We start from the raw sequence: 23,061 nt of genomic DNA on the forward strand, positions 1-23,061 counted from the left end.
TCAGCCGATGGAACCTACCGTGATCGTGGCTTTACCCGACACCTTCTTCGCCCATCCGGCAAAATTAAGATCCGAACCTTCGAATTCAGCTTCCCAGAAACGGCGTTGGGAGCAGTGGAAGATATCCACGCCGGCGTCAGCCAACGGATTCAGCCAAGCTTCGAGTTCCTGCGGCGTTTTAGCCAGCTGAACCGTGAAATCTTGCTGCTTCCACTGCGATAATCGCAAAATGATGGCGAAATCATCGCCTACGGCCGCCCGCATCGCTTTCACGACTTCCACACCAAAGCGGCTCCGTTCGGCCAGGGTTTTTCCACCAAAAGCGTCGGTACGGGTGTTGAGACCTTCCCAGAAAAACTGATCGACCAGATAGCCGTGGGCCCCGTGAATTTCGAGTGAATCAAAACCCAGGCGTTTGGCATCCGCAGCAGCTTTGGCAAAAGCGGCGATGGTATCGGCAATGTCCGTATCGGTCATGGCGACCCCACCCGTCTGACCCGGCATGACGTAGCCCGAAGGGCCTTCGAAGGGTTGCGAGGGCAACCAACCCGACTGGCTGGGTTGCATCACGCCCATGTGCCACAGCTGAGGAGCCATGGCTCCGCCGGCCTGATGTACGCTATCAATAACTTTCTTCCAGCCAGCAAGGGCCTGATCACCGTAAAAATGAGGAATGTTAGGCTCGTTGGAAGAAGCGGGACGATCAATGACCGTACCTTCCGAAAGAATAAGACCAACTTCTCCTTCAGCTCGGCGGCGGTAATAAGCTGTGACGTCATCCGTCGGTACACCCTGGGGTGAAAAGGCCCGGGTCATGGGAGCCATGACAATACGGTTCCGCAGGTGTAAGGATTTAAGATCGAAAGGGCGAAAAAGAGCCTCTACCTTTTCAAGGTCTGCAAGGGTTTTCATGGGAATGTACGGTTAAATAGCCGACTAATCTATAATTGCATTCGTTAGATGAGCCCTAGGCTTTAAGGAAAACCTAGGGGGCTAATGAATACGCAAAACGCGAAGCATAGGTTCCTGAAAGCAAGTATGGGTAATTTAATTAGCTAGTGACAAATTTGTCACCATACACAAAAAGGTATGTACGACGTAAAAATTCCCGGCCATACACCTGCGGTACGGCGGTTACACTGGAAATTATTGGAGGTAAATGGAAGCCAGCGATTATTCTTTGTCTCAGTAAAGGACTCCGGCGACCCCAGCGAGCTACAGCGGATGGTACCACGGCCAGTCGCTGGGTAGTCAATCAGCAACTCAAGGAGCTGGAAGGTCACGGTATCATTACCAAGAAAATTTATCCTGTACTGCCTCCCAAAGTTGAATACTTTCTAACCGAGTTTGGGGAGTCCTTACTACCCATTACCCAGACAATCGAAGCGTGGGGTCTCCCCTATGAGCAGGCGTATGAGGAAATTCTGGAAGGAAAAAATGCTCCATGCCCGGAAGACGCCGCTTCAGAATCGTAATTCTAAAATGAGTTGATGTTTACACCGAATCTGGTTCTCCCAAATCGGTTGTGGGTAGGCTTCGAGAAAATAATTGTAGCGGACGTCGACGAGATCAAAGCCCACTCGCTGATAGAGAGCGAATTGATTAATGCTGGAATTGCCAGTTTTAATGAGTACCCGAGGGGAGCCTTGCTGGCGGGCTACTTCTATTAAGTGGAGCAGCAACGTCTTACCCCATCCCTGACCCTGGTAGGATGGAGCAATGGCCAGGTTTATGATTTCGGCTTCCTGCTCCTGAACTTGTAATAACCCCACGCCTTGGGTTTGTCCCTCAAGTTTCAGTAGATAAACCTGACTCAATGGCAAGTACTCCCTAATTAATTGAGGGTTTTCATCGGCTAACAAAAGCAGATCCATGGGTAAAGGCTCATGGGGCTGGAGGGGAGTAATCGAGTAGGGCACACGTTTAAGATTAAAAAATAACCAAAACCCAAAGGTACACACGGCAAGCTTCGTCTGTACGCAGCGTGTGACTCACCTACGCATAGCTAGGCTTGATGACCTACGCTTGCTCCCCTGGTAAAAGCGGACTATTTCTGATCCTGCCGTTTTATTTAATGGTTTTCTGAACTTAGTTCAGTAGTTACTCGTTTTACTACTACACTAGCAAATTTCCAAACGAGAAAAGGGACTAGTAGTACATTGCCTTTAAGGGCCTATTTCGTTCTTACACTGCTTCGGCTTGGGTTAGCAACCTGACTCGCTTCGGTTAATCCAAGACCTTTATCTCCCTTCATGGATACTGGTGTACTGGTTCAAAGGATTCAGCACCGTTACCTCTTACGATCTATTTAATGTACCTAACCTCCGCTTAAACTTTGCATGCGGATGAATTACCTGATTTACTAAGACATCAGATCCCTTTCATCGAAAGGTTAGGCTAATGCTATCCTTATGCAAAACCAGTTAAAATTTACCAATACGAATCGTTCGCAATTTTTTGCTACCGTTCGTCAACGCGTGGATACTTACTTTAAAGACAACGGAATTTCACCTCATGCCAATTCAGCCATGTGGTGGAAAGCGATTTTCTTTCTGGGCGGGTTTTTCCTGCTGTATGGACTCCTGCTTTCCAACCAGTTTAACGTCTGGGTGATGCTGAGCTTTGCAGTGGGGCTGGGAATGTTTGCGGCTTTTATCGGTTTTAATATTTCACATGATGCTTTGCACGGTGCTTTTTCTTCCAAAAGTTGGGTAAACCGGATCTTAGGGGCCAGTTTTTATCTGGTCGGAGCAAATCCGTACGTATGGAAGATTACGCATAATATTGTCCATCACACCTATACCAACATTCCCGGCCACGATGAGGATATTGAAATTGCTCCCGGTCTGATCCGAGTGGATACGGACGAGCCCGTACGGCCCTGGCAACGGTATCAGCACTGGTATGCATTTGCTTTGTACTCACTGGCGTCTTTGTCCTGGGTGTTTCGGAAAGATTATATCAAGTTTTTCAAAAAGCAGATTGGTCACCATGAAAACCAGTCACACCCGAAACGCGAATACGTCAAGCTGTTTGCTGCCAAGCTGGCGTACTATTTCCTGTTCCTGATTTTACCCTATCTGGTTCTTGAGCTGAGCTGGTGGCAAATTGGTATTGGCTTTCTGGTTATGCATCTGGTTGAAGGAATCGTGCTGGGCTTAGTCTTTCAGTTAGCCCACGTTGTGGAAGGTACATCCTTCCCCGTTCCTTCAGACAAAGGAGCGATTGAAGAGGCCTGGGCCATTCACCAGTTACGCACCACGGCGAATTTTGCTCCGCGTTCGGCGGTGGCTGCCTTTTTCTGCGGTGGCCTGAACCGTCAGATTGAACACCATTTGTTCCCGAAAGTATGTCACATTCATTATCCGGCTCTTACTCATCTGGTTAAGCAAACGGCCGCAGATTTTGACCTGCCGTATCTGGAAAATCGAAGCTTCTTTTCGGCTTTGCACTCCCATTACCGTTTACTAAAACTACTAGGGCGTCCGGCCTGATCCCGTACCAGCGGAAGCCTGACCCTGCCGTAGGGATTTTTTGCTCACCTATAAATGAAAAACCATGTTACAAATCGCCCAGTCCGTAGGTTGTGTTGTTGCTTATCTGCTTGTAAAGATGGATTGGAATAGTCTTCGCGAGCGTACATTCCGACCCGTACTCATTCCGGATCGCATCCGGATGAGCTGGAATAAATAGCAGCTATAGTCGCGTAATGTCCCGGTTCGTGCAGGAGTAACCTCTTGTACGGACCGGGATTATTTTTTGCCCGAAAACCAGAACGCCGTAGCTGGGCATAGGCCAATAAAAAGCCCACGTGGCGTTTTTTTACTACCTTGCTTTTTTTTGAGTTCAATCGTGTTCCAGGGCGGGTATGGAAGAAACCCACAGAAGGGATGAGTAGAAAAATTTTAGTTACCGCCGATCAGATTGCTACATCGAGCACAGGTTTGTATCATTTTGCCTTCGAACTGATTAAACAGCTTCAGGTACATCAGACCGACGAGCTGGATTTACAATACCTGATCCCCCGGTCATTTACGAAAATAAAGCCCTTTGGGGAGGCCCATTACCGAACCCGGGGTGTGCTTACGAATTTGCGGTGGAAGAGTATTCCGGAGTTTGATCTGATACATTTTACGCAGCAAAATCCGACGCTGCTCAAGCCCCATAAAATCATTGGTCGGAAAATCCTGACCATTCATGATTTAAATTATCGCTACGAATATCCCGTTGATTCGGCTCCTTACCGGCATTTTCAGGCTCAAACTCGCCGGTACCTGGATCAGGTGGATGCCATTACCACCATTTCTCAGTACGCGGCCCGTGATATTGCCGAACACCTGCAGTACCCACTTGATCAGATTCGGGTCATTTATAATGGCGTAAACGTATCGACTATCCCGGCGGAAGAGCTGGCACGGCACCAGCCCGGTTTCCGGCCTGAACGCCCTTTTTTATTCACCGTCGGGACGGTCATGGCGAAGAAAAACTTCCATGTTTTGCCAGCCATGCTGGCTAATCTGGACTACGACCTGATCATAGCCGGTCGAATCGACGACCATAGTCTGGAGTACTACAAACTGATCAAACGGGAGTGTGAACGCTTTGGGATTGCCCCCGGACGCGTGCATCTGCTGGGCGAAACGTCAGAGATTGATAAACACTGGTACTACCAGCACTGCAGTGCTTTTGTGTTTCCTTCAATTGCTGAGGGCTTTGGACTGCCGGTTCTCGAAGCCTTTAGCTACGAAAAGCCCACGTTTTTATCCACGCATACGGCCTTGCCAGAAGTAGGCGGGGAAGCGGCGTACTACTTTGACAGTTTTCACCCCGATCGCATGAGTGAAGTAGTGAAGCAGGGACTAACCGATTTTCCGTATTCGAATAAAATTCAACTGGCTCGGGATCGGGTGACTGAATTTTCCTGGGAGAAAGCTGCTCAGGCGTATCTGGCGTTGTATAAGGAGATACTTCGGTAATGATTCGCCGGGAGGCTGATTAGATGGCCCGGCGAATCCACACACTCAGATAGTAGCCCCAGATCAAGGCCAGGATTACAATCACCGCGTAGGTGATAATCCACGCCCAGTTCCAGGAGGACATCTTTTCAAATAGTTTTTTCATTCGTACATGCAGCGTAACAAACGTAGCGACAGACGCGACATTCGACCCCGCAATATAAGCCCCGCTTTTTAATGCGAAAGGCCAAAAATTGATTTCTTGGGGCTTTTTCTGCGATTTCACTGCTTTTAAACGAGATACGTAAGGCCTTTTATTACCCGGGAAAACGACCCGAACAGTCGTCAATAACCTGAGGTTTTAGATTAATACTGGTACTAAATCTCGTAAAATCAGTCGCTTACTTATCAAAAGAAAGCTTTAGCGATTTAAAGATTAGGTTTGTAATAAAAAAGCTAGCTATTTGGTGGCGTAAACACTTTACGTTCGGGGCCCTAGCGGTTTAATAAAGGGTGCCGCGAAACTTTGGTTATAGTAAACCCTAACTGGTCTCTGGTTAGGGTTTATCATTAGGAAAAGTGTGTAGAAAATAGAAGTAGTAAACCAAAAAAAACTCCCCCATGAAGCACGAGAGAGTTTTGTGTTCAACCTTCAACCTATCTACTTCAAAAGTACAGTCTACAGCCCTTAAACAGCAGTTTATTCTACGAATCGCAGGCTTTTTGCTTCCAATCGTACCTTCTGCTCGTTAAGCGTTTGGAGGGCATTACGAGTGGCCAGGGGCGGCACGGTTGTAACGGGATTATTCCCCCTTTACAACGTCTAAATTCAGGTCTATTTCCCCGGTTACTTCCCGGTTTAAAACTATTCCGTTACTTTGTTATAAAGGTTGGTAAAGAAACCTTTTGATGCCTATGAAAGCGTTTCGTTTATGGGGTGGATTACTTCTTTTGCTGGGACTCCTATACGGCGTTCAATACGTCTATCATCGCTGGCAACGGCCCTGGGCTTACGACTCGGCAACGCCCCGGCTGGTAGGGCACTGGTTCGGACCGTTTAAAGATCCCGATGGCGTTCCAAAAACACTTGAGCTGGAAATTTTTGAACCAGAAGTGGACTGGTTGTATCGGCGACGCCATCGGAAAAATGATCAAAATTTTAAAGGACTGGCCCGGGTAAAAAGCCGACTGGGTATGGAACAATACCGAGTTGAAGGGGTCATCCGGAATACAAAGCAGCAGACCCTGAACCGTATTACCTTTTTATTTCAGGACGAACAAACCCGGCTGCGTAATAATTTTAATCTGATGACTGCAGAGGAAGGCGGTAACTGGGAATCTGAAGCCCTGACCCTGACGCTTACGTTCCGGTATATCACCGAACGTGGAAGTGCCTTCTCCAGCAGCAATGATCTTCGTTATACAACGACGGTTCCGGTCCGTCTGAAACGGATGAACCCGTAACCCTGAAGTAATATTGAGCGGAAAAAATAGGCTTGGCTCTGTTGAATCCTGCAAATTGTCGTACTTTCGCGGCTCAATTGGTGCCCAGTGGATCACTCATTGGGCTTAAAAGGGAATCCGGTGTAACTCCGGAGCAGTACCCGCTGCTGTAAGTTCCGAACGAGTCTAGTGTTTTGAGTTTAGAGTGCAAAACAACTCTAAACCCCAAACTCAAAACTCCCAACGTTTCTCAACGATACAAACCACTGTGCTTTCAAGCATGGGAAGGGGTTGAGAAAGGAACGAGCCAGAAGACCTGCCATTGAAATCATACCAACGTGCTTTCGGGAAGAAAAGCAGGAGGCTAGCCTAATCGGTGAGGAGACGCTTGCGTCATCCTCTAGCTTTGTTTTCCCGTAAGCAATAGAATCCATCCGGGAAAACGACATGATTCATCCTTTACTGCTCGATTCGTTCGTACTGGGCATTCAGCACTCCTTCGAACCCGACCACCTGGCGGCTGTTTCCGTCCTGACCAGTGAAAAAAAGAAAGGTCAGCTGTGGCGGGTAGCCTGGCGGTCTTCGCACTGGGCGTTAGGGCACGCTTTTTCACTCATTCTCTTTGCCTGCCTGATCTTACTGCTTAAATCCCAGCTATCTCTGGAAGTTGCCTCCTGGGTTGAATACGTGGTAGGGCCATTAATGATCTATCTGGGCATTGTTGCCATTCGTAGAAACTTCAAAAATGACCTGGTACGCCCAACGGATGCATCCAACGCGGCAGCTACGCCATTAAACCGCTCCTTCGGCGTGGGAATGATTCACGGACTGGCGGGTACCGGAGGGGCCTGTACAGTTGCCCTTACGCTGGCAGCTAAAGACGCTTCTACCGCTGTCTGGATCATCATCATTCAAAGCCTGAGTATTCTGCTGGCTATGACTGTCTATGGTTGCGTTTTTGCCTTTTCACTACAAAAAGTAGCCCAGCGAACGGAACGTGTGCTTCGCTGGATGAATTATGTCATTGGCTTTTTTTCGATTGCAGTGGGCATCCTCACGCTAATTGACTCATTCTAGGTTATTGCTTTCGTATTCGTTTACTCTCTATTACTCATTCATGTTTTCTTCCCCCCAGAAAAAAGCCCTTTGGGCCAGTATGCTTTTATTGCCTGGACTGGCTTACGCTCAAACACCAGCGGATTCGGTGTACGCCCTTCAACCCATCGTGGTGACGGCGACCCGCTCGGAGGCTACTTTAGCCGAGGTGCCCCGCAGTTTACGCGTGATTACCCGTCAGGACATCGCTTTAACTCCCGCCAACGATTTGACGGATATTGCCAAGAAAACCGCTGGCGTACACGTCATTCAGTATCCGAACCTTTCTTCGGGTATCGGAATTCGCGGCTTTCGGCCCCAGTTTTCGGGATTGAATCAACGCACGCTCTTACTGATTGATGGCCGCCCGGCGGGGGCTACTAACCTTTCGACGATCTCTCTCAATGGCGTTGAACGCATTGAGGTACTGAAAGGCCCCGCCTCAGCTTTGTACGGATCGCAGGCCATGGGCGGCGTGATTAACGTCATCACCCGCCGATCCCAGGGAACGCCTCAGGGATCCGCGTATGTGGAGTACGGTAGTTTCAAAACCCTGCAGGCCGGTCTGCAAACGGGTGGCAATCTAACCAAACAGCTGGATTACGATTTGTCCTTTGCCTACTTTCAGCGGGCCAATGATTATAAAATCGGGAAGAATAACTGGTTACGCAATGCCTTCGATTTTCGCAATGCGGTCAAACATTACGCTAACCAACCGGATGTGGAGGTCGATGACCGTACTGGCGATGGTCAAACCCGACCGTATACGCAGCTGAGTTACTATACCGGAGCCTTGCGACTGGGCTATCAACTGAGTTCGAAATGGAGGCTGGACGTTCGCGGCGAAACCTTTCAGGCCCGGAATGTACAGTCGCCCGGCGATATTGCTTACGGCATCACGGAATCCAGCAGTAAGGACGTCGAGCGGGCCTCGGGTGAAGTCGCTTTGTCGGGGAATCTGGGGGCCCATCAGCCGAGTCTGAAAGTGTTCACCGCGGATGAATCGAACACGAATTATACCCTCAATGCTTCCGGCAAACCGGTGGTTCCGTACCGTTCCAATCGTACCGCCAACGCCTGGACGGGCGTACAGGTCAAGGATGTATGGACTTTGGGGCAGCATTCCCTGGTCGTAGGCTACGATTACCTGAAGGCTTCGACCAAAGGCCGTCGCTGGGCAGACTTAACCACGGAACGGGCTCCTACGCAGCCGAATTACGCGTTGATTTCTTCGGCCTTTTACGCTCAGGCCAATTTGAAATGGGGCAAATTGACGCTTCAACCCGGTCTGCGATTTGATCAGATTACCTTTGATGTACAGACCACGCCCTTGTTGACGACCTACCAGCCGGGTAAAAAGACGAACCCGTTTCTGAGTCCCAGTGTAGCCGCCGGGTACGAGATTCTGGAAAATTTACGGATAAAAGCCAGCGTAGGACGAGCCTTCGTTACGCCGGATGCCTACAACGTAGCCGGATACTCCGAAGCTCGTACGACGGCTGGAAAAATTGCGGTGACGAGCGGTAATCCCGATTTGAAGAATGAAAGCAGCTGGAGTCAGGAAGTAGGGATTTCCTTCGAAAAAAGTGGCTTCTACGCCAATGCCACCTATTTTGCTACGCAGGTGAAAGACCGGATTGCCCGACTGGTGACGGCGGTGAACGAACCTGTGGGGAATGGTGATGTCATTGTTTCGCGGACCCGTTTTGTGAATGCTGCCGATTCCGATATGAACGGTCTGGAAGCCGAAGCAGGGTATGGGAAGGAAGGCATCTGGAAGGTATACGCCACTCTGACGTCCATGTTTGAAGCCAAAGAAGTCATTGTAGGTACCGATGATTCACGTACCAGCCGTGACATTGCTAACGTAGCCCGGAATCTGGTTTCTTATGGGGCGGAGTATAGTCCGATCAACAATGTTCGTCTGCGACTGACCGGACGTTACGTAGGCTCCCGCAAGGACATTGACTATACCGATGCCGCCAATCCGGAGATCACGTACGCTCCCTTCATGGTACTCGATGCCGTAGCCGTGTATTCGTTCCAGCAGAAACATCGACTGACCCTGTCCGTTTCGAACCTGACAGACGAAAATTACTACGAAAAACGGGGGTATAACTTACCGGGCCGTATGGTTTCATTACGGTACACGCTGGCGTTCTAAGCAACGGTAAAACCTTGATTACTATAAATCCCTCAACCGGTAGCTAACGGGTTGAGGGATTTTTGTTGAACCATTAATAACTTTAGGAGCAAGGCCTGTCGAGCCCTTCTGCCCAGGTGGCCGGCTCTTATGTTTTAATGAAATCTTATGTATAGCCTCCAGCGATGCCTGTTTTAACGTATCAGAAAGGAATGTTGTTCTAAAACGTTTTATGGTTCAGTAGGCAGATCAGATTGCTGAAATAAAGAGATACTTTTTAGGGATTAAGCTGGATTAGCAATCTAGGCCGGCGACTCGTTATTAACAGGGGAAGGCATTTCCGACTAGTTTTGTTGAATTCCCGTTTATTTCTCTGGCGTAAAGAAGACTGACAGTGAAAAAATGCCTGAAAACCTATAGTACAGTTAATGCACTCTCTCAGAATCAGTATAATCGTTACGAACCAACCTAAGCGTCTAGCCTCGTGATCTTCAGTTTTACCGCTACCCCCGACTTTGATTTCATGACGTACTTTGCCCGCCATATTCAGGCAACGGTACAGAACGGCTTATTAATCATTCCGGATAATCTGGGGCAGGGGTCAATCCGGAAATTAGCCTTCGGGGCCGACTTTAAAATTACCATTCACCAGTATTTGCTAAAGGAAGATTTAGTCATCCACCGGAATACCTCCGGCCAGGGGAATGACTTGATTACGGTCTTTTTTTACAACAACGAGCAGGCATTGGAAATCGCTTATAATGAGGATACTCAGGTACTGTTTTCGCAGCGGGACGAATCAGCGATCCAGGTGACGTCCAATGATCTTAGCTCAACGATCCGCTTTCCGGCCCATCAGCAGATTCATTACGTAGTCATGGCCATTACGCCGCCTCGTTTGCATGGATTATTAGCCGTCAGCGAGCCCAACCCGGTACTACAAACCATTACGGGCAGCGGCAATTCTTTTTTGTTTTTCGAACGTATGACCGCTGAGACCAAGTTACTACTGAAGAATATGGCCGCGGTGGACATGCAGGATCACCTCAGTAACTTTTACGTACAGATCAAAGCACAGGAATTGCTGTATCAGGTGTTCCATACTTTGTCATTACGCGAGAACGCCACCTACCAAACCATCAATAGCGTGGATGCGGAAAGACTCCTGCAGATCCGCTATGAGATTATCAATGATTTGAGTGTACCGCCCGTCATTCGTGACCTGGCTCAGGGGGCGGCCATGAGCGAAACCAAGCTAAAACAGCTTTTCAAGCAAACCTTTGGTACAACCATTTACAATTATTACCAGCAAGCCCGGATGGAAGAGGCGGCCTTTCTGCTCAAACAGGGCAGACATTCCGTAGGCGAGGTGGGATACAGGCTGGGTTTTTCCAATTTGAGCCACTTCAGTCGGCTGTTTGAAAAGCATTACGGCCTCAATCCAAAGCGATACTCATATTCCTGAATCAAACTATCCCAGATAATCGGGTGGAAACAGGTGCTGCCCGTGTTTCCCGGCAATACCCTGTAGCTTTTTTAACGTAGCTGCATCGAGTACGGGTGGCGGGAGAAACTGCCCCGTTGCTACGGGTTGACCCACCTCTTCGAAGAATAACTCCAGACCGGCCGGTACTACCGTGCAAAGCAAATGGGCCGTCTGCTGGGTCTTATTTTTGAAGCCGTGCACCACGCCGCCTTTGGGAATGCTAATGAACGATCCTTGCGTAGCTACGTGCGTACCAAACTCGGATTTGAATTCTACTTCGCCCGCTACTACATAAAAGGATTCCTCAAAGTCTGCATGGGCGTGTGGTCCGGGGCCACCACCCGGAGGGATCAGCATATCAATCGTAGCAAAAGCTCCGCCCGTGTCTTTCCCGGTAACCAGGATTCGATAGTTGTTACCCGCTACGGAAATGCTGTTTCCTGCTTCAGGGGTAATGGTCAATGGTTTGATGTGATTTTCCATACCAACGGTTTTAAGTACCCCACAAAGCTCAGGCGATTTTAGGATGGAAAATATCCCGATAGGACGGTAAATTAGTCGAATCCGACAAACTCGATTTAACACCTTCCATTCATTCCAACTAAACGTACCCAAGTCATCAGGCAGCGATGCAGCTCTGTCGCATTCGACTGTTTTTCCGGCTTTTCGTGCTATTTATAATTCTGAAATTCCGACACCTTTGCTGTATACTTAGTCAAACATACAGCAATGAAAAGAGTACGGTTATCTTTTGCCAAAGGCGAACTGCGGTTGAAAAGCACGTAGTCATGGCCCGCATGCGACGGGGCAGAGTTCAGTTTTATGTCGTCCCTGAGAAATAGTCCTACTGCTTACTCATAGCTAGTAACTTAACTAAAACCAGGGTTACCAGGTGAACACTTCGCTCACCCGTGATCCGGAGCAAAAAGACGAACCTCAGTTTCCTGAATGTGATCAAATGAAACCATCATGAAAAAAGTAATCTACAATCAATTTGGTGATGAACGTGTGCTTGAATTGGTAGAGCAGGCCGTACCAGCTATCCAGAACGATCAGCTACTAATCCGGGTAAAAGCGGTTTCGATAAATCCGCTGGACTGGAAGGTCTACGGGGGAGAAATGAAATTGATGTCAGGCTCCCGGTTTCCTAAATCGTTGGGCATTGATTTCTCGGGAATGGTCGAACAAGCGGGTAGCCAAGTAACACGGTTTAAAGAAGGAGATGCGGTCATGGGTTTGCTGGACGCATTCAAAGGCGGAGCGTTAGCCGAGTACGTAGTCGTTACAGAGAAGGATATTACCAGAAAACCGGCTTTGGTCTCATTTGAGCAAGCCGCCGCTTTGCCCGTAACCGGATTATCCGCTCTGCAAATCATGGATCAGCTAGCCGCAGTAAGGCCAGAACAAGACGTATTAATCAACGGTGCCAGCGGTGGAATCGGCGTGTTTGCTGTACAGATTGCCAAAAAACGCGGAGCCCACGTCACGGCCGTGGTAAGCACCGATGCGGTTACCGCAGCCACCCAATGGGGAGCGGATACGGTCATCGACTATACAAAACAACCGATCAACCAGCTCACGCAACGCTTCGATGTGCTGATTGATTTATCTACCAAGTTATCCTTGGGTGAGGCCAAGCCATTGATGAAACCGCGATCGGTCTTGGTCAGTACACTTCCTTCGCCTGTGACGCTTTTATCCTCGTTCGTGACTAATCTCTTCTCCGGGAAAAAGCATAAAATTCTGATTTTGAAACCGACGGTGGAACGGCTTACGACCTTGACGAATCTTGCCGGAGCGGGATTACAGATTGAAGTGGCTAACACATATACCCTGAGCAATGTTAGGGAAGCGTATGCGGAAGCCCGTCACCGGAAGCGTATCGGGAAGTCGGTTATTGTGCTGGACTGATCTTTCACCCAGCCATTGAGTCGTTAGGGTAGCTGATACAAAAAAGAGACAAGAAATGATCAATCACATACCAGCTCTGAAAAATGAAAGCAGTGACGGAGGTAACAATTCTTTGAATAAAAAACAAGTCCGGGTCCATCCATAGTCTATCTTACCGTAAGGGTGTCTTTCTGGGTCTTTCCGTGAGAATCGGTTAATTCCAGTACAAACGAGCCCTGTGGTAGGATGAGTGATTGTTCCGCCGGATTCCGGAGTTCAATCTGATCCAAAGGCACACTGTTCGATTCACCAGGATAATAAGCTTTAATCAAACAGGGAAAAGCAACCTGAAACCGAAATTTTTTCAGGCTGACTTCCTGCCAGGAGCCGTTTCGGAGTAGCCAGCGGGGCCTTCCCCGCACAAACGGCGTGCGGGGATGCATTACCTGAAGATCCGTTAGCTCACGTTCCCCATCCAGCCGGATCGGATGACCCTGTTTATTAAGTAGAATCGCTGAGTAAGTCAGCTGGCCAGGATTATAATAGGCAGATTCACAAATCGGCTCGTGGTGCTCGGTGAGTTCCTGCTGGTCAATGGTCAGGGGATCTAGTCCCGATAAAGCTTTTAGCTCGCCTGCCATGGCCTTTCCCCAGCCGGGATACGGGCCTTCCACTACATGACTGAACCCGCAGTGAATGAGGATTTTGGCGGTAGCGTCTTTCTGCAAAATCCGGTAAATGTGCTGGGCCTGTCCTTTTTCACGAACCGTACCGCTACTATCCGCTTCGTAACCAAATACCCGAAAACCCAGACTCAGGGCCTTACGGATCAGGTTGCCAAATTGCGGCTCTCGCGAGTAATAGCCGTCTTCCACCAGCGGCCATTTGCGAAGATTGAGGAGGGAGTCTTCGGCCAGCGTTTCCAGGCCCAGGTACCGAAAACCCTGGGCATACAAACCCTCCAGTAACGATTCCGTGAAGACCCGGTGTAAGGGCTGATGATGAGCCTCATTGATGATGACGAGCCTTTTTCCCTGACTTTGTTTTAAAATGTACGGGGCAGCGGGTGTAAAAACCGTGTTGGGAGGGAGGGGAATTTTCGCTTCCTCAGAAGAAGAATCAGCCCTGAGAGCCTGGTCAAAGGCAGCCAGCGACTTCCTGTACTCACCAATAAAGGAATAATTCCAGGCGGCCATGTAATAACTCATTTCAGAGCGATCGCGAAGCGTAGCCTGAATCTGCTGACCATTTACATAGCTGTTTTCTGACTGAGCCTGTACCAGGGGAAGGGTAAACACACCAATGAACAGTGAGGTCCAGATGTAACGCGTATAGTGCATAGACGGAAAGAGTTAAAGGTTGTGCCGTCTAAGGTAAAAAAAACAACTAAAATAATAGTTAATAAACTTAAAAATTAGTTATCGTGGGTGTGAATTGGCGATATTAAAAGCACAGGACAATGTCAGGTTGTTTGCAGACTAAGTAAACCCACTCAACGTAATGCTTCTTTAGCCAAAAAGACTTATCAATTATATACAATATAGTCTATATATTAAATAGATTACTATTTTTGTCGTCTTAATGCCCGACAGACTGACAGCCATACCCGCATCCGAACACACGCTGCTGACCGCTTTAGCTCAAAGCGATGCAGCGGCGTTTACGGAAATTTATGATCGGTACTGGCAATTGTTGCTGGAAACGGCCTATCAGCGGCTGGGTGATCAAGACCAGGCCATGGATGTCGTACAGGACGTTTTTGTTAAACTATGGGATCAGCGGGAAACGCTGGATATTCAGCATCTGCGAGCGTACCTCCAGACCGCCGTTCGTTACCGGGTATATAATCTCATTGCTCTTCAGAAGGTAAACGATACCTACTTTAAATACCTGTCGCTGCTGGATCAATCGTCCGGTGCGGCCGATTACTTCGTGTTGTATACGGAGCTGGAGCAGCAGTTCAAACAGATTCTGGAACAAATGCCCGAGAAAAGACGGGAAGTTTTCGACTTACGTCACGTAGAGGGGCTCTCGACGAAAGAAATTGCGGCTCAACTGAATATTACACAGAAGACTGTTCAAAATCAGCTTATTAAGGCCCTGGATTCCATCCGGGAGATTTTGACTGCCCTGCTGATTCTGCTCATCAACGGGCCACATTAAGGCCTGTTCGCCCACCAGAACTAATTTTTTTTCACAAGAGCGTAGGACATTTCAAGTTGATATTGACTAGTTAGTATATAGACTAATAGATTAATGAATGCAAAGTCTTTTACTACCCTGATCAAACGATTGCTGGCAGGCCATGCTACACCCGAAGAAAAGCAATTTCTGGAGCAGTACGACGCGTTATTCGACGACCCGTCGTTACCCCGACTTCCGTCTCCGGTTAATGAAGTCTTAGGGAAAGAGCTATTCAGTCGCATTCAGACGACGATTCAGAACGATCCGAAGCTCAAACGCCTGCGTCAAAGACGAACCTTCCTTCGCGTAGCCAGCGTGATCGCAATCATAGGAGCAGTCGGGATGGCTTATCTCTACCGGGATACGCTCCTGGGTTTCGTAAATCCGATTGCCTATACGGAGCTACGCGTGAAGTCTGGACAAATCGCCGAAGTTACGCTTGCCGATGGTACGCACGTCACGCTGAATGCGGGCAGTATGCTGCGTTATCCCAGTCAATTCAAAGGAACTACCCGTCAGGTTGAACTGCAAGGGGAAGGTTTTTTTAACGTGGTTAGCAACCCGAAACAACCCTTTCAGGTACAGACTTCAAAACTGAACATACGGGTAGTAGGAACCCAGTTTAATGTTCGGTCCTATCCGCAGGATGCGGAGCAGCAGGTAGCGGTTACGAAAGGGAAAGTGCAGGTGAGTGATCCGCAAAAAACACTCATCCGGGGATTCTGCTCACGGCTCAGCAAAAAGTAACCTACGCCTTATCTACCGGAGTCCTGCGAAAAGGAACCGTAGAAGGGAATGAGGAAACCGACTGGATGGAGGGAATACTGAACTTCAAAAACAAGCCCTTTCGCGAAGTAGCCGCCGCGTTGGAACGCCGGTTCGCCATTGAAATCAGACTGGATCCGAGGCTGGAAGACTGTAGCATTTACGCAAAAATCGGTACTGAGCCCGTGGAAAGTACCCTGAAAGCCCTCACGTACCTGATCGGGGCAGAACTTCAAAAATCGGGTACCCGCTATTCGATTACCGGGTCGGGCTGCCCTTCCAGTTAATCTACCATCCTTCATGCGAGCACCCCCTGAAAAACCTCCCCGCTGAGCGAGTGGGGAAGTACCCCTCAAACCGACCAGATTATGCCTGGCCTATCGCTCAGTTGCCTTCACAAACACTCCTTCCTTTTAATGAATAACCTATGAAATCTGTATCGTTTTCCCAACGATCCTATGGTATAGCCTTGCCTATGACGCTGATTTTGCTGCTGGTCATGGAAATGGCCCGTGCCCTTACATTTCCAAATCCAGCTCTGGGGCAGGGGTTTATGGATCAGAACATAAGTATAACGGCCCGTAACCAATCCCTGGCCTCGGTGCTGGATCAGCTTTCTACCCAGACCCGGGTGAAATTTATGTTTGGGTCCGATATCGTCCGAAAGGCCAGTACGGTTTCCATTCAGGCGAAAGAGCAACCGCTTAAATCCGTACTCAAGAGGATTCTGGATCCTAATCAGCTGCAGTATGAACGGGAAGGAAACTATATCCTGATTAAACCGAAGCCCAGACCAGTGGTGCCTGCTCTACCGGCCCCGGCAGAAACGAAGTCCGTTTCCGTTTCAGAAAGTTCTGAACGCATCATTCGGGGAACCGTAACGGATGAAAAAGGCGAGGGCTTACCCGGCGTAAATGTGACGGTAAAAAACACGCAACGGGGCGTTACGACGGATGTTACGGGTACTTTTCAGATCAATGCATCGGAACAGGATGTTCTTGTCTTTTCATTCGTCGGTTATAAAACGCAGGAAGTACCCATCCGCAACCAGACCAGTCTGCAAATGACGCTGCAACCCGATCCGAGTGTATTGGATGAAGTAGTCGTAGTTGGCTACGGAGTTCAGAAGCGGAATAGCCTGACGAACGCAGTCTCGCAGATTACGGGCGAGGAAGTAACCCGAAGACCCGTCTCCAACCTCCAGCAGTCCTTTCAGGGATTGATGCCGGGGGTGACCGTCAGTGATCTGGGCGGTTCGCCGGGCAAATCCAACGCTACGATCCGGGTCAGGGGCATTACGACTTTCAACATCAATAGCAGTAGTACGAGTGGGTTTGACCTCGTGAAGAACGACGCCCTAATCATCGTGGATGGCATCGAACAGCAATTAAGTGACATCAATCCTGATGATATTGAAACGGTTTCGATCCTGAAAGACGCGGCCTCTACGGCTATTTACGGCTCCCGGGCCACGAATGGGGTAGTGCTGATTACTACCAAACGAGCGAAAAATAATCAGGTACAGGTGGATTATCACGGTTATTACGCCATTCAGAAAGCCATCAACGTACCTCAGATGATGGGTCTGGAAGACTACATGCGACTTCAGGTCGCTGCGTATACCAACGCGGGGTCAACGCTTCCTGCCCGTTTTACCGAGGAGTCCATTCAGGCGTACGTCAACGCGACGGATCGGGAAAAGTACCCGCTCGCTAATAACTGGTTCCATACGCTGCTACGACCAGCACCCCAGCAAAATCACAGTCTATCCGTGGCCGGAGGAAATGATGTTTTACGAACCCGACTCAGCATTCGGTATCAGGATCAGCAGGGGGTGATTAAAAACTTTGACAATCAGATTGGTGAAATTCGCCTCAACTCGGATTATACCGTTTCTCCTAAAATCCGGATCAGTGCGGATGTCAACTATCGGTATAGTAGCAATCAAAGTCCAACGACGAATGCAGCGGCTCCCCTCAATAATTTTTTTCACGGTAGTTTATGGGCCGTTCCGAAGTACGCGGATGGAACGTATGGCTTAAGCTCACAGGGCAATAACCCGCTGATGTTTATTGAAATCGGGGGGCAGTCCCGGCAAAAAACCGATTACCTGGCGGGATACGTGAAAGGGGAATGGGATATTCTGGAAGGCTTGACCTTTTCCACCCAAATCGCGGGCCGGGGCCTTTTTACCCAGCAGAAAAACTTTACCAACGCCTACACGAATACCGATAAGCTGAATAACGTGACCAAAACCGTTGCCAATAATAGTCTGACGGAAGTAAGAAACAACCTGCGGGAGTACACGCTGAATAGTCTACTGACGTATGACAAAAGCCTTGGAAACCACAATTTCAAAGCTTTAGTCGGTTATTCACAGATTGGTAATACGCAGACTTTCCTTTCGGCGTACCGGGAGAGTTTCTACAACAATGATATTGGGTCGATCGGGCAGGGAGCTAATGACGGTACGCGTTCCAACGATGGCCGCGATGCCGTGTATGGGCTTCGTTCCTATTTTGGCCGGATCAACTACGACTATAACCATAAGTACCTCTTCGAAGTAAACGGACGTTACGACGGATCATCGAAATTCACCGGAGCCAGGCAGTATAGTTTCTTTCCTTCCTTTTCAGGGGGCTGGCGTATTTCGAAGGAAAACTTCTGGAATACGCTTTCACAGACCGTTAATGACTTGAAAGTGAGAGGCTCGTGGGGGATCACGGGCAATCAGTCGGTGGACCTCTATAGCTACTACGCGGCTCTTACGGCCAGTGGGTATACGTTTGGCGGACTGCCCGTGCAGGGATATCGGCAAACCGTACTGGCCAACTCGGATTTGGGCTGGGAATCCACCACGCAGCTGGATCTTGGGCTGGATGCTGCGTTCTTTCAACGGAAATTAAACGTTACCATCGATTACTACCGCAAGCGTACCAACGACATCCTGCTTAACCTTGATATTCCGGCAACCATTGGACTGACGGCTCCGGCTCAGAATGCGGGTTCCGTGGAAAACAAGGGCTGGGAGTTTAGTGCGAATTATCGGGGAGCTGCGAAAGCTCCTGGTCTTCACTACAACCTGGGAGCCAACTTCAGTATCAATGATAACCGGGTAACGGATCTGAAAGGTACGGGGCCGTACATTACGGGTTCCGACATTGATCCACGCTACATTATTAAAAAAGGACTACCCATCAACACGCTTTGGGGCTACAAAACCGACGGTTTATTCCAGAATGAACAGGAAATAGCGGCGTATAAAGCTACCTACGTAGCCAATACGAAGCCCGGGGATGTCAAGTACGTCGATCTCAATGGCGATGGCATCATCAACGCCAACGATATGACCAGCCTGGGTAACTCGTTTCCCCGGTACACCTTCGGTTTTAATACCGACTTCTCTTACCGCAATTTCGAACTGTCCATTCTCTTCCAGGGAGCGGCCAGCGTAAGTACCCGGCTGGCGGGGGCTCTGGCGGAAATGGGAAATCAGGAAGGCTTTACGCATACCATCTACACGAACAATTACTGGACGCCCGAAAATCCCAGTGCCCGTTTTCCACGTCCGGTCAAGTTTGATTTGCGTAACGTAGCAACCTCGGACCGCCTGGTGTTGGATGCCTCTTACCTGCGACTCAAGAATATACAGCTGGCGTATAGCTTACCCACGGCACTCGTCCGGAAAGCTTCGCTCAAAAGGGTTCGGGTATACATTTCAGCCACTAACCTCTTTACGCTTTCCAAACTGAATGAATGGAATCTGGACCCGGAAACGCCTTCGGGTCGGGCGATGTACTATCCGCAAACGGCTCTGTACACGACGGGAATAAACCTACAGTTCTAAGCATCACCTTTTGATCAAACTCAAGCAATGATACCAATAACAACTACAAAACGGATTCTAATCCTTTGGGTCACCCTGATGAGCCTAACGTTGCCTGCCTGCGATCGGGATTTGCTGGAAACGCTTCCCAATGATCGGCTCTCGGAAAGCTTATTCTGGCACACCGAAAACGATGCCAGACTAGCCGTCAATGCCCTGTATGCCGATCTGGATGGCGTCAATGTGTTAAGCTGGGATGCCCTGACGGATATTGCTCATACCAATCAGAACTTTGATATTCAGGCGTATATTGAGCTGGGTTCGTACGATGCGACCAGCTCCAGGATTTATACCGAATGGACCAATGCCTACAAAGGGATTCGGGCGGCGTCCTATTTTCTGGCTAATGTCGATAAAGTAACGACCACGAATACGGCATTGATGAACCAGTTGAAGGGAGAGGCTAAGGTGTTGCGGGCGTATCAGTACATCAAGCTGGCGGGTTTTTTCGGAGATGTGCCGCTGGTAACTACTCCAATCAGCATTGAAGAAGGCAGGAGCCTGACCCGAACGCCCGTTTCCCAGATCTGGGATTTCGTGGATCAGGAACTCAACGCAGCCGCTCCACTCTTACCCGTCACGTATGCGGCGTCGGATAAAGGCAGAGTAACCCGCGGGGCTGCCCTGGGACTGTTAGCCCGGGCCAATTTGCTCGCTGGACGGTATCAGAAAGCCGCCGATGCTGCCGATAAAGTTATCAAACTCGGGGTGTACGGCTTGTACGAATCCTACGAAAAGTTGTTCAGTTATGCCGCTGAGAATAACAAAGAAGTGCTGCTCGACCGGCAGTTTATCAAGGATACGTATCCAAACACCGTGTTTCAGACGCTGGCTCCCTATAGTCAGAAAAACGGGGGCAGTAGCTATGTGCCTACCAAGGCCCTTGCTGATTTATACGAAACTTCTTCGGGAACATTGATTACGACTGCGGGTAGCGGCTATAACCCCGCCCAGCCGTACCAGAATCGGGATAACCGCCTGAAGTTTTCCTTTTATCTGGAAGGGGATCAATTACCGAGCGGCACCGTTTTTAAACCGCAACCGAACAGTGGTACGTCTGATGCCGTGGGCAGTACGTACATTGCTTCGACTACGGGGTTCAATATCAGGAAGTACATCAACACTGAGGATTACGCGAACCCCACTAATTCCGGAATTAACATCATTCTTCTCCGATACGCTGAAATTTTATTAACCTACGCCGAAGCAAAAATTGAACTGAATCAATTGGATGCGGAGGTACTGACGGCCCTTAATACGGTTCGGAATGGGAGAAGTGACGTCAAACAACCGTCCATTACCAGTACATCCCAGGCGGAATTGCGGGAAATCGTTCGCCGGGAAAGAGCCGTGGAGCTGGCCTTTGAGGGGCAACGATTGTTTGACATCCGTCGCTGGAAAATCGCCGAGAAAGTCATTCCAGGTCCGGTCTATGGGATTACGTATACCAACCCAAATGGCGTTGTGAGTACCGTTCAGGTGGTGGCTGTCAATAAAGTTTTTGACCCTAATCGTCATTACCTGTGGCCCATTCCGCAGAAGGAAATAGATTTGAATCATTCATTAACGCAAAATCCAGGCTGGTAACATGAGTCGTATCAAACGCTTCGCTTTTATTCCCGGTATCCTTTGGGGACTTGTCATCGCCCTGACGGCAGTCGGTCAGAAATCCCCTTCGAAAACACCCAATGTCGTACTCTTCTTTATTGATGATTTGGGGTACGGCGATTTGTCCGTGACCGGAGCACTGGGCTACAAAACGCCGAACCTGGATCAGTTGGCGGCGGAAGGTACCCGCTTTACCAACTTTATGGCGGCACAGGCCGTGTGTAGTGCCTCCAGAGCGGCCTTACTCACGGGTTGTTACCCCAATCGGGTGGGCATTTCCGGAGCCTTGGGGCCTGAATCGCTCGTAGGTTTAAACCCCAAAGAAGAAACGATTGCCGAATTACTGAAGGCGAAAGGGTATGCCACCGGGATTTTTGGGAAGTGGCATCTGGGCAGCCGACCGGAGTTTCTACCCCTGCAACAGGGCTTCGACGAGTACTACGGCGTTCCGTACTCGCACGATATGTGGCCGCTGCATCCCTGGCAAAAACAGGCGAACTACCCCGCCTTGCACTGGATCGAGAATAATACACCGGGAAAGGAAATCAAAACGCTGGAGGAAGTAAGTGAACTCACCCCCACGATTACGGAAAAAGCGGTTGGGTTTATCAGGAAAAATAAAAACAAACCCTTCTTCCTGTACGTGCCGCACCCTCTGCCGCACGTACCGCTGGCCGCGTCCAGGCGATTCAAAGGGAAAAGTGAAAAAGGGATTTTTGGGGATGTATTGATGGAGCTGGACTGGTCAGTGGGCGAGATTCTCAAAGAACTGAAAAAACAGGGACTGGATCAGAATACTCTGGTCATTTTCACGAGTGATAACGGCCCCTGGCTGAACTACGGGGATCATGCCGGTTCCTCGGGCGGTTTTCGGGAGGGCAAAGGCACCTCTTTCGAAGGCGCCAACGCGAGCCGACGATCATGCGTTGGCCGGGGGTGATTCCCGCGGGCCGCGTTTCGAATAAATTGCTTTCTACCCTTGATATTTTGCCAACGCTTGTGAAACTAACGGGGGCAAAACTACCGGCGGAACGCATTGACGGTATTGAATTCGTTGATTTACTGAAGGGCGATGAGACGAAAACGCCACGACAGGAATTCCTGTATTATTACCGAAAAAATAACCTGGAAGCGGTGCGGAAGGATAACTGGAAATTAATTTTCGCTCATCCGGGCCGGAGCTATGAAGTGTCATTGCCGGGGAAAGACGGCCAACCCGGCCCTACCTCCGAAAACCACGAATTCCCCAAAGCACTTTACGATCTCACCCGGGATCCGGGCGAGCGGTATAATGTCCTGGAACAACACCCGGAAATCGTGGCAGAATTAGAGAAAATCGCGGAAAGAGCCCGGGAAGACCTGGGAGATGATTTACAAAAGAAAGAAGGCAAAAACCGGCGAGCCGTAGGAACGGTGAAGTAAGAGAAATGTATTGATCCGTTTGTTACTAGTGTAACAGGTATGTTTTTTGTCCCGATGAGGCAGGTGTTTTCTTGGGTACCTAGTACGTCCAGGAGTAGTACCAAGACTTGTCACCTGGCGTGACAATAGTTCTATTTCGTCCGTATGCATCCATGCGGGGCATCGCATGCCCCGCATGGATTGC

The 23,061-nt window shown here is 49.3% G+C and carries 19 protein-coding genes, 1 pseudogene and 1 riboswitch; of the genes and pseudogenes, 15 read left to right on the forward strand and 5 right to left on the reverse strand.

The window, feature by feature from the left end:
- A complete protein-coding gene (locus tag BWI93_RS23285) occupies nt 1-912 on the reverse strand; it encodes a 12-oxophytodienoate reductase (protein ID WP_217902325.1) in 912 nt (303 codons plus the stop codon).
- A 155-nt stretch (nt 913-1,067) separates the two neighbouring features.
- Between BWI93_RS23285 and BWI93_RS23290 the strand changes: the two genes are divergently transcribed.
- Nucleotides 1,068-1,475, forward strand: a complete 408-nt coding sequence (locus tag BWI93_RS23290; protein ID WP_094815887.1) for a helix-turn-helix domain-containing protein — start codon at nt 1,068-1,070, stop codon at nt 1,473-1,475.
- On the opposite strand, the gene BWI93_RS23295 is transcribed toward BWI93_RS23290, so the two are convergent.
- Entirely contained in the window at nt 1,464-1,919 is a 456-nt protein-coding gene (locus tag BWI93_RS23295; RefSeq protein ID WP_133163410.1) for a GNAT family N-acetyltransferase, read from the reverse strand. The two genes, BWI93_RS23290 and BWI93_RS23295, sit on opposite strands and share 12 nt — an antisense overlap.
- Before the next feature lie 492 nt (nt 1,920-2,411).
- Between BWI93_RS23295 and BWI93_RS23300 the strand changes: the two genes are divergently transcribed.
- The 3 genes from BWI93_RS23300 (at nt 2,412) to BWI93_RS23305 (ending at nt 4,976) form a co-directional block, all read left to right on the forward strand.
- Complete coding sequence (locus tag BWI93_RS23300) at nt 2,412-3,494, forward strand: acyl-CoA desaturase (RefSeq protein ID WP_094815891.1); 1,083 nt, start codon at nt 2,412-2,414, stop codon at nt 3,492-3,494.
- Nucleotides 3,495-3,558: 64 nt separating this feature from the next.
- Nucleotides 3,559-3,693 (forward strand): hypothetical protein, encoded by a 135-nt coding sequence (locus BWI93_RS29145; RefSeq protein ID WP_255158028.1) that lies wholly within the window; start codon nt 3,559-3,561, stop codon nt 3,691-3,693.
- 197 nt (nt 3,694-3,890) lie between these two features.
- A complete protein-coding gene (locus BWI93_RS23305; protein ID WP_094815893.1) occupies nt 3,891-4,976 on the forward strand; it encodes a glycosyltransferase family 1 protein in 1,086 nt (361 codons plus the stop codon).
- A 19-nt stretch (nt 4,977-4,995) separates the two neighbouring features.
- On the opposite strand, the gene BWI93_RS29150 is transcribed toward BWI93_RS23305, so the two are convergent.
- Entirely contained in the window at nt 4,996-5,121 is a 126-nt protein-coding gene (locus BWI93_RS29150; RefSeq protein WP_255158029.1) for a hypothetical protein, read from the reverse strand.
- Between the two features lie 749 nt (nt 5,122-5,870).
- Here BWI93_RS29150 and BWI93_RS23315 point away from each other — a divergent pair.
- From BWI93_RS23315 to BWI93_RS23330, 4 genes are all read left to right on the forward strand, one after another.
- Nucleotides 5,871-6,419 carry a hypothetical protein gene (locus BWI93_RS23315; protein ID WP_094815897.1) on the forward strand — a complete coding sequence of 183 codons (549 nt, stop codon included), beginning with the start codon at nt 5,871-5,873 and terminating at the stop codon, nt 6,417-6,419.
- Nucleotides 6,420-6,480: 61 nt separating this feature from the next.
- Nucleotides 6,481-6,737, forward strand: a riboswitch (cobalamin riboswitch).
- Nucleotides 6,738-6,845: 108 nt separating this feature from the next.
- Nucleotides 6,846-7,475 (forward strand): cytochrome c biogenesis protein CcdA, encoded by a 630-nt coding sequence (locus BWI93_RS23320; protein WP_094815899.1) that lies wholly within the window; start codon nt 6,846-6,848, stop codon nt 7,473-7,475.
- 40 nt (nt 7,476-7,515) lie between these two features.
- Nucleotides 7,516-9,657 carry a TonB-dependent receptor gene (locus tag BWI93_RS23325; RefSeq protein ID WP_094815901.1) on the forward strand — a complete coding sequence of 714 codons (2,142 nt, stop codon included), beginning with the start codon at nt 7,516-7,518 and terminating at the stop codon, nt 9,655-9,657.
- Nucleotides 9,658-10,120: 463 nt separating this feature from the next.
- Entirely contained in the window at nt 10,121-11,101 is a 981-nt protein-coding gene (locus BWI93_RS23330) for an AraC family transcriptional regulator (RefSeq protein WP_094815903.1), read from the forward strand.
- Nucleotides 11,102-11,107: 6 nt separating this feature from the next.
- On the opposite strand, the gene BWI93_RS23335 is transcribed toward BWI93_RS23330, so the two are convergent.
- Nucleotides 11,108-11,605: a cupin domain-containing protein gene (locus BWI93_RS23335; protein WP_094815905.1), complete on the reverse strand. Its 498-nt coding sequence runs from the start codon at nt 11,603-11,605 to the stop codon at nt 11,108-11,110.
- A gap of 486 nt (nt 11,606-12,091) precedes the next feature.
- Here BWI93_RS23335 and BWI93_RS23340 point away from each other — a divergent pair, with 486 nt between their 5' ends.
- Nucleotides 12,092-13,033 (forward strand): NAD(P)-dependent alcohol dehydrogenase, encoded by a 942-nt coding sequence (locus BWI93_RS23340; RefSeq protein ID WP_094815907.1) that lies wholly within the window; start codon nt 12,092-12,094, stop codon nt 13,031-13,033.
- 146 nt (nt 13,034-13,179) lie between these two features.
- Here the strand turns inward: BWI93_RS23340 and BWI93_RS23345 are convergent, their stop codons facing one another.
- Nucleotides 13,180-14,352 (reverse strand): hypothetical protein, encoded by a 1,173-nt coding sequence (locus BWI93_RS23345; protein WP_094815909.1) that lies wholly within the window; start codon nt 14,350-14,352, stop codon nt 13,180-13,182.
- 241 nt (nt 14,353-14,593) lie between these two features.
- Here BWI93_RS23345 and BWI93_RS23350 point away from each other — a divergent pair, with 241 nt between their 5' ends.
- From BWI93_RS23350 to BWI93_RS23375, 6 genes and pseudogenes are all read left to right on the forward strand, one after another.
- The gene (locus BWI93_RS23350; RefSeq protein WP_094815911.1) at nt 14,594-15,175 is read left to right on the forward strand and encodes an RNA polymerase sigma-70 factor; all 582 of its coding nucleotides are present in this window, start codon (nt 14,594-14,596) and stop codon (nt 15,173-15,175) included.
- 93 nt (nt 15,176-15,268) lie between these two features.
- Nucleotides 15,269-15,943, forward strand: coding sequence for a FecR family protein (locus BWI93_RS23355; RefSeq protein ID WP_094815913.1), 675 nt, complete (start codon nt 15,269-15,271; stop codon nt 15,941-15,943).
- Between the two features lie 65 nt (nt 15,944-16,008).
- Nucleotides 16,009-16,248, forward strand: coding sequence for a FecR domain-containing protein (locus BWI93_RS23360; RefSeq protein ID WP_176454307.1), 240 nt, complete (start codon nt 16,009-16,011; stop codon nt 16,246-16,248).
- A gap of 140 nt (nt 16,249-16,388) precedes the next feature.
- On the forward strand, nt 16,389-19,808 hold the full coding sequence (locus BWI93_RS23365; protein ID WP_094815917.1) for a TonB-dependent receptor: 3,420 nt from the start codon (nt 16,389-16,391) through the stop codon (nt 19,806-19,808).
- A 78-nt stretch (nt 19,809-19,886) separates the two neighbouring features.
- Nucleotides 19,887-21,434: a RagB/SusD family nutrient uptake outer membrane protein gene (locus BWI93_RS23370; RefSeq protein WP_255158030.1), complete on the forward strand. Its 1,548-nt coding sequence runs from the start codon at nt 19,887-19,889 to the stop codon at nt 21,432-21,434.
- A gap of 1 nt (nt 21,435) precedes the next feature.
- Nucleotides 21,436-22,877: pseudogene (locus BWI93_RS23375) on the forward strand (sulfatase).
- Nucleotides 22,878-23,061 lie beyond the last annotated feature (184 nt).

This window comes from Siphonobacter sp. BAB-5385, from assembly GCF_002261125.1.
Lineage (GTDB): Bacteria > Bacteroidota > Bacteroidia > Cytophagales > Spirosomataceae > Siphonobacter.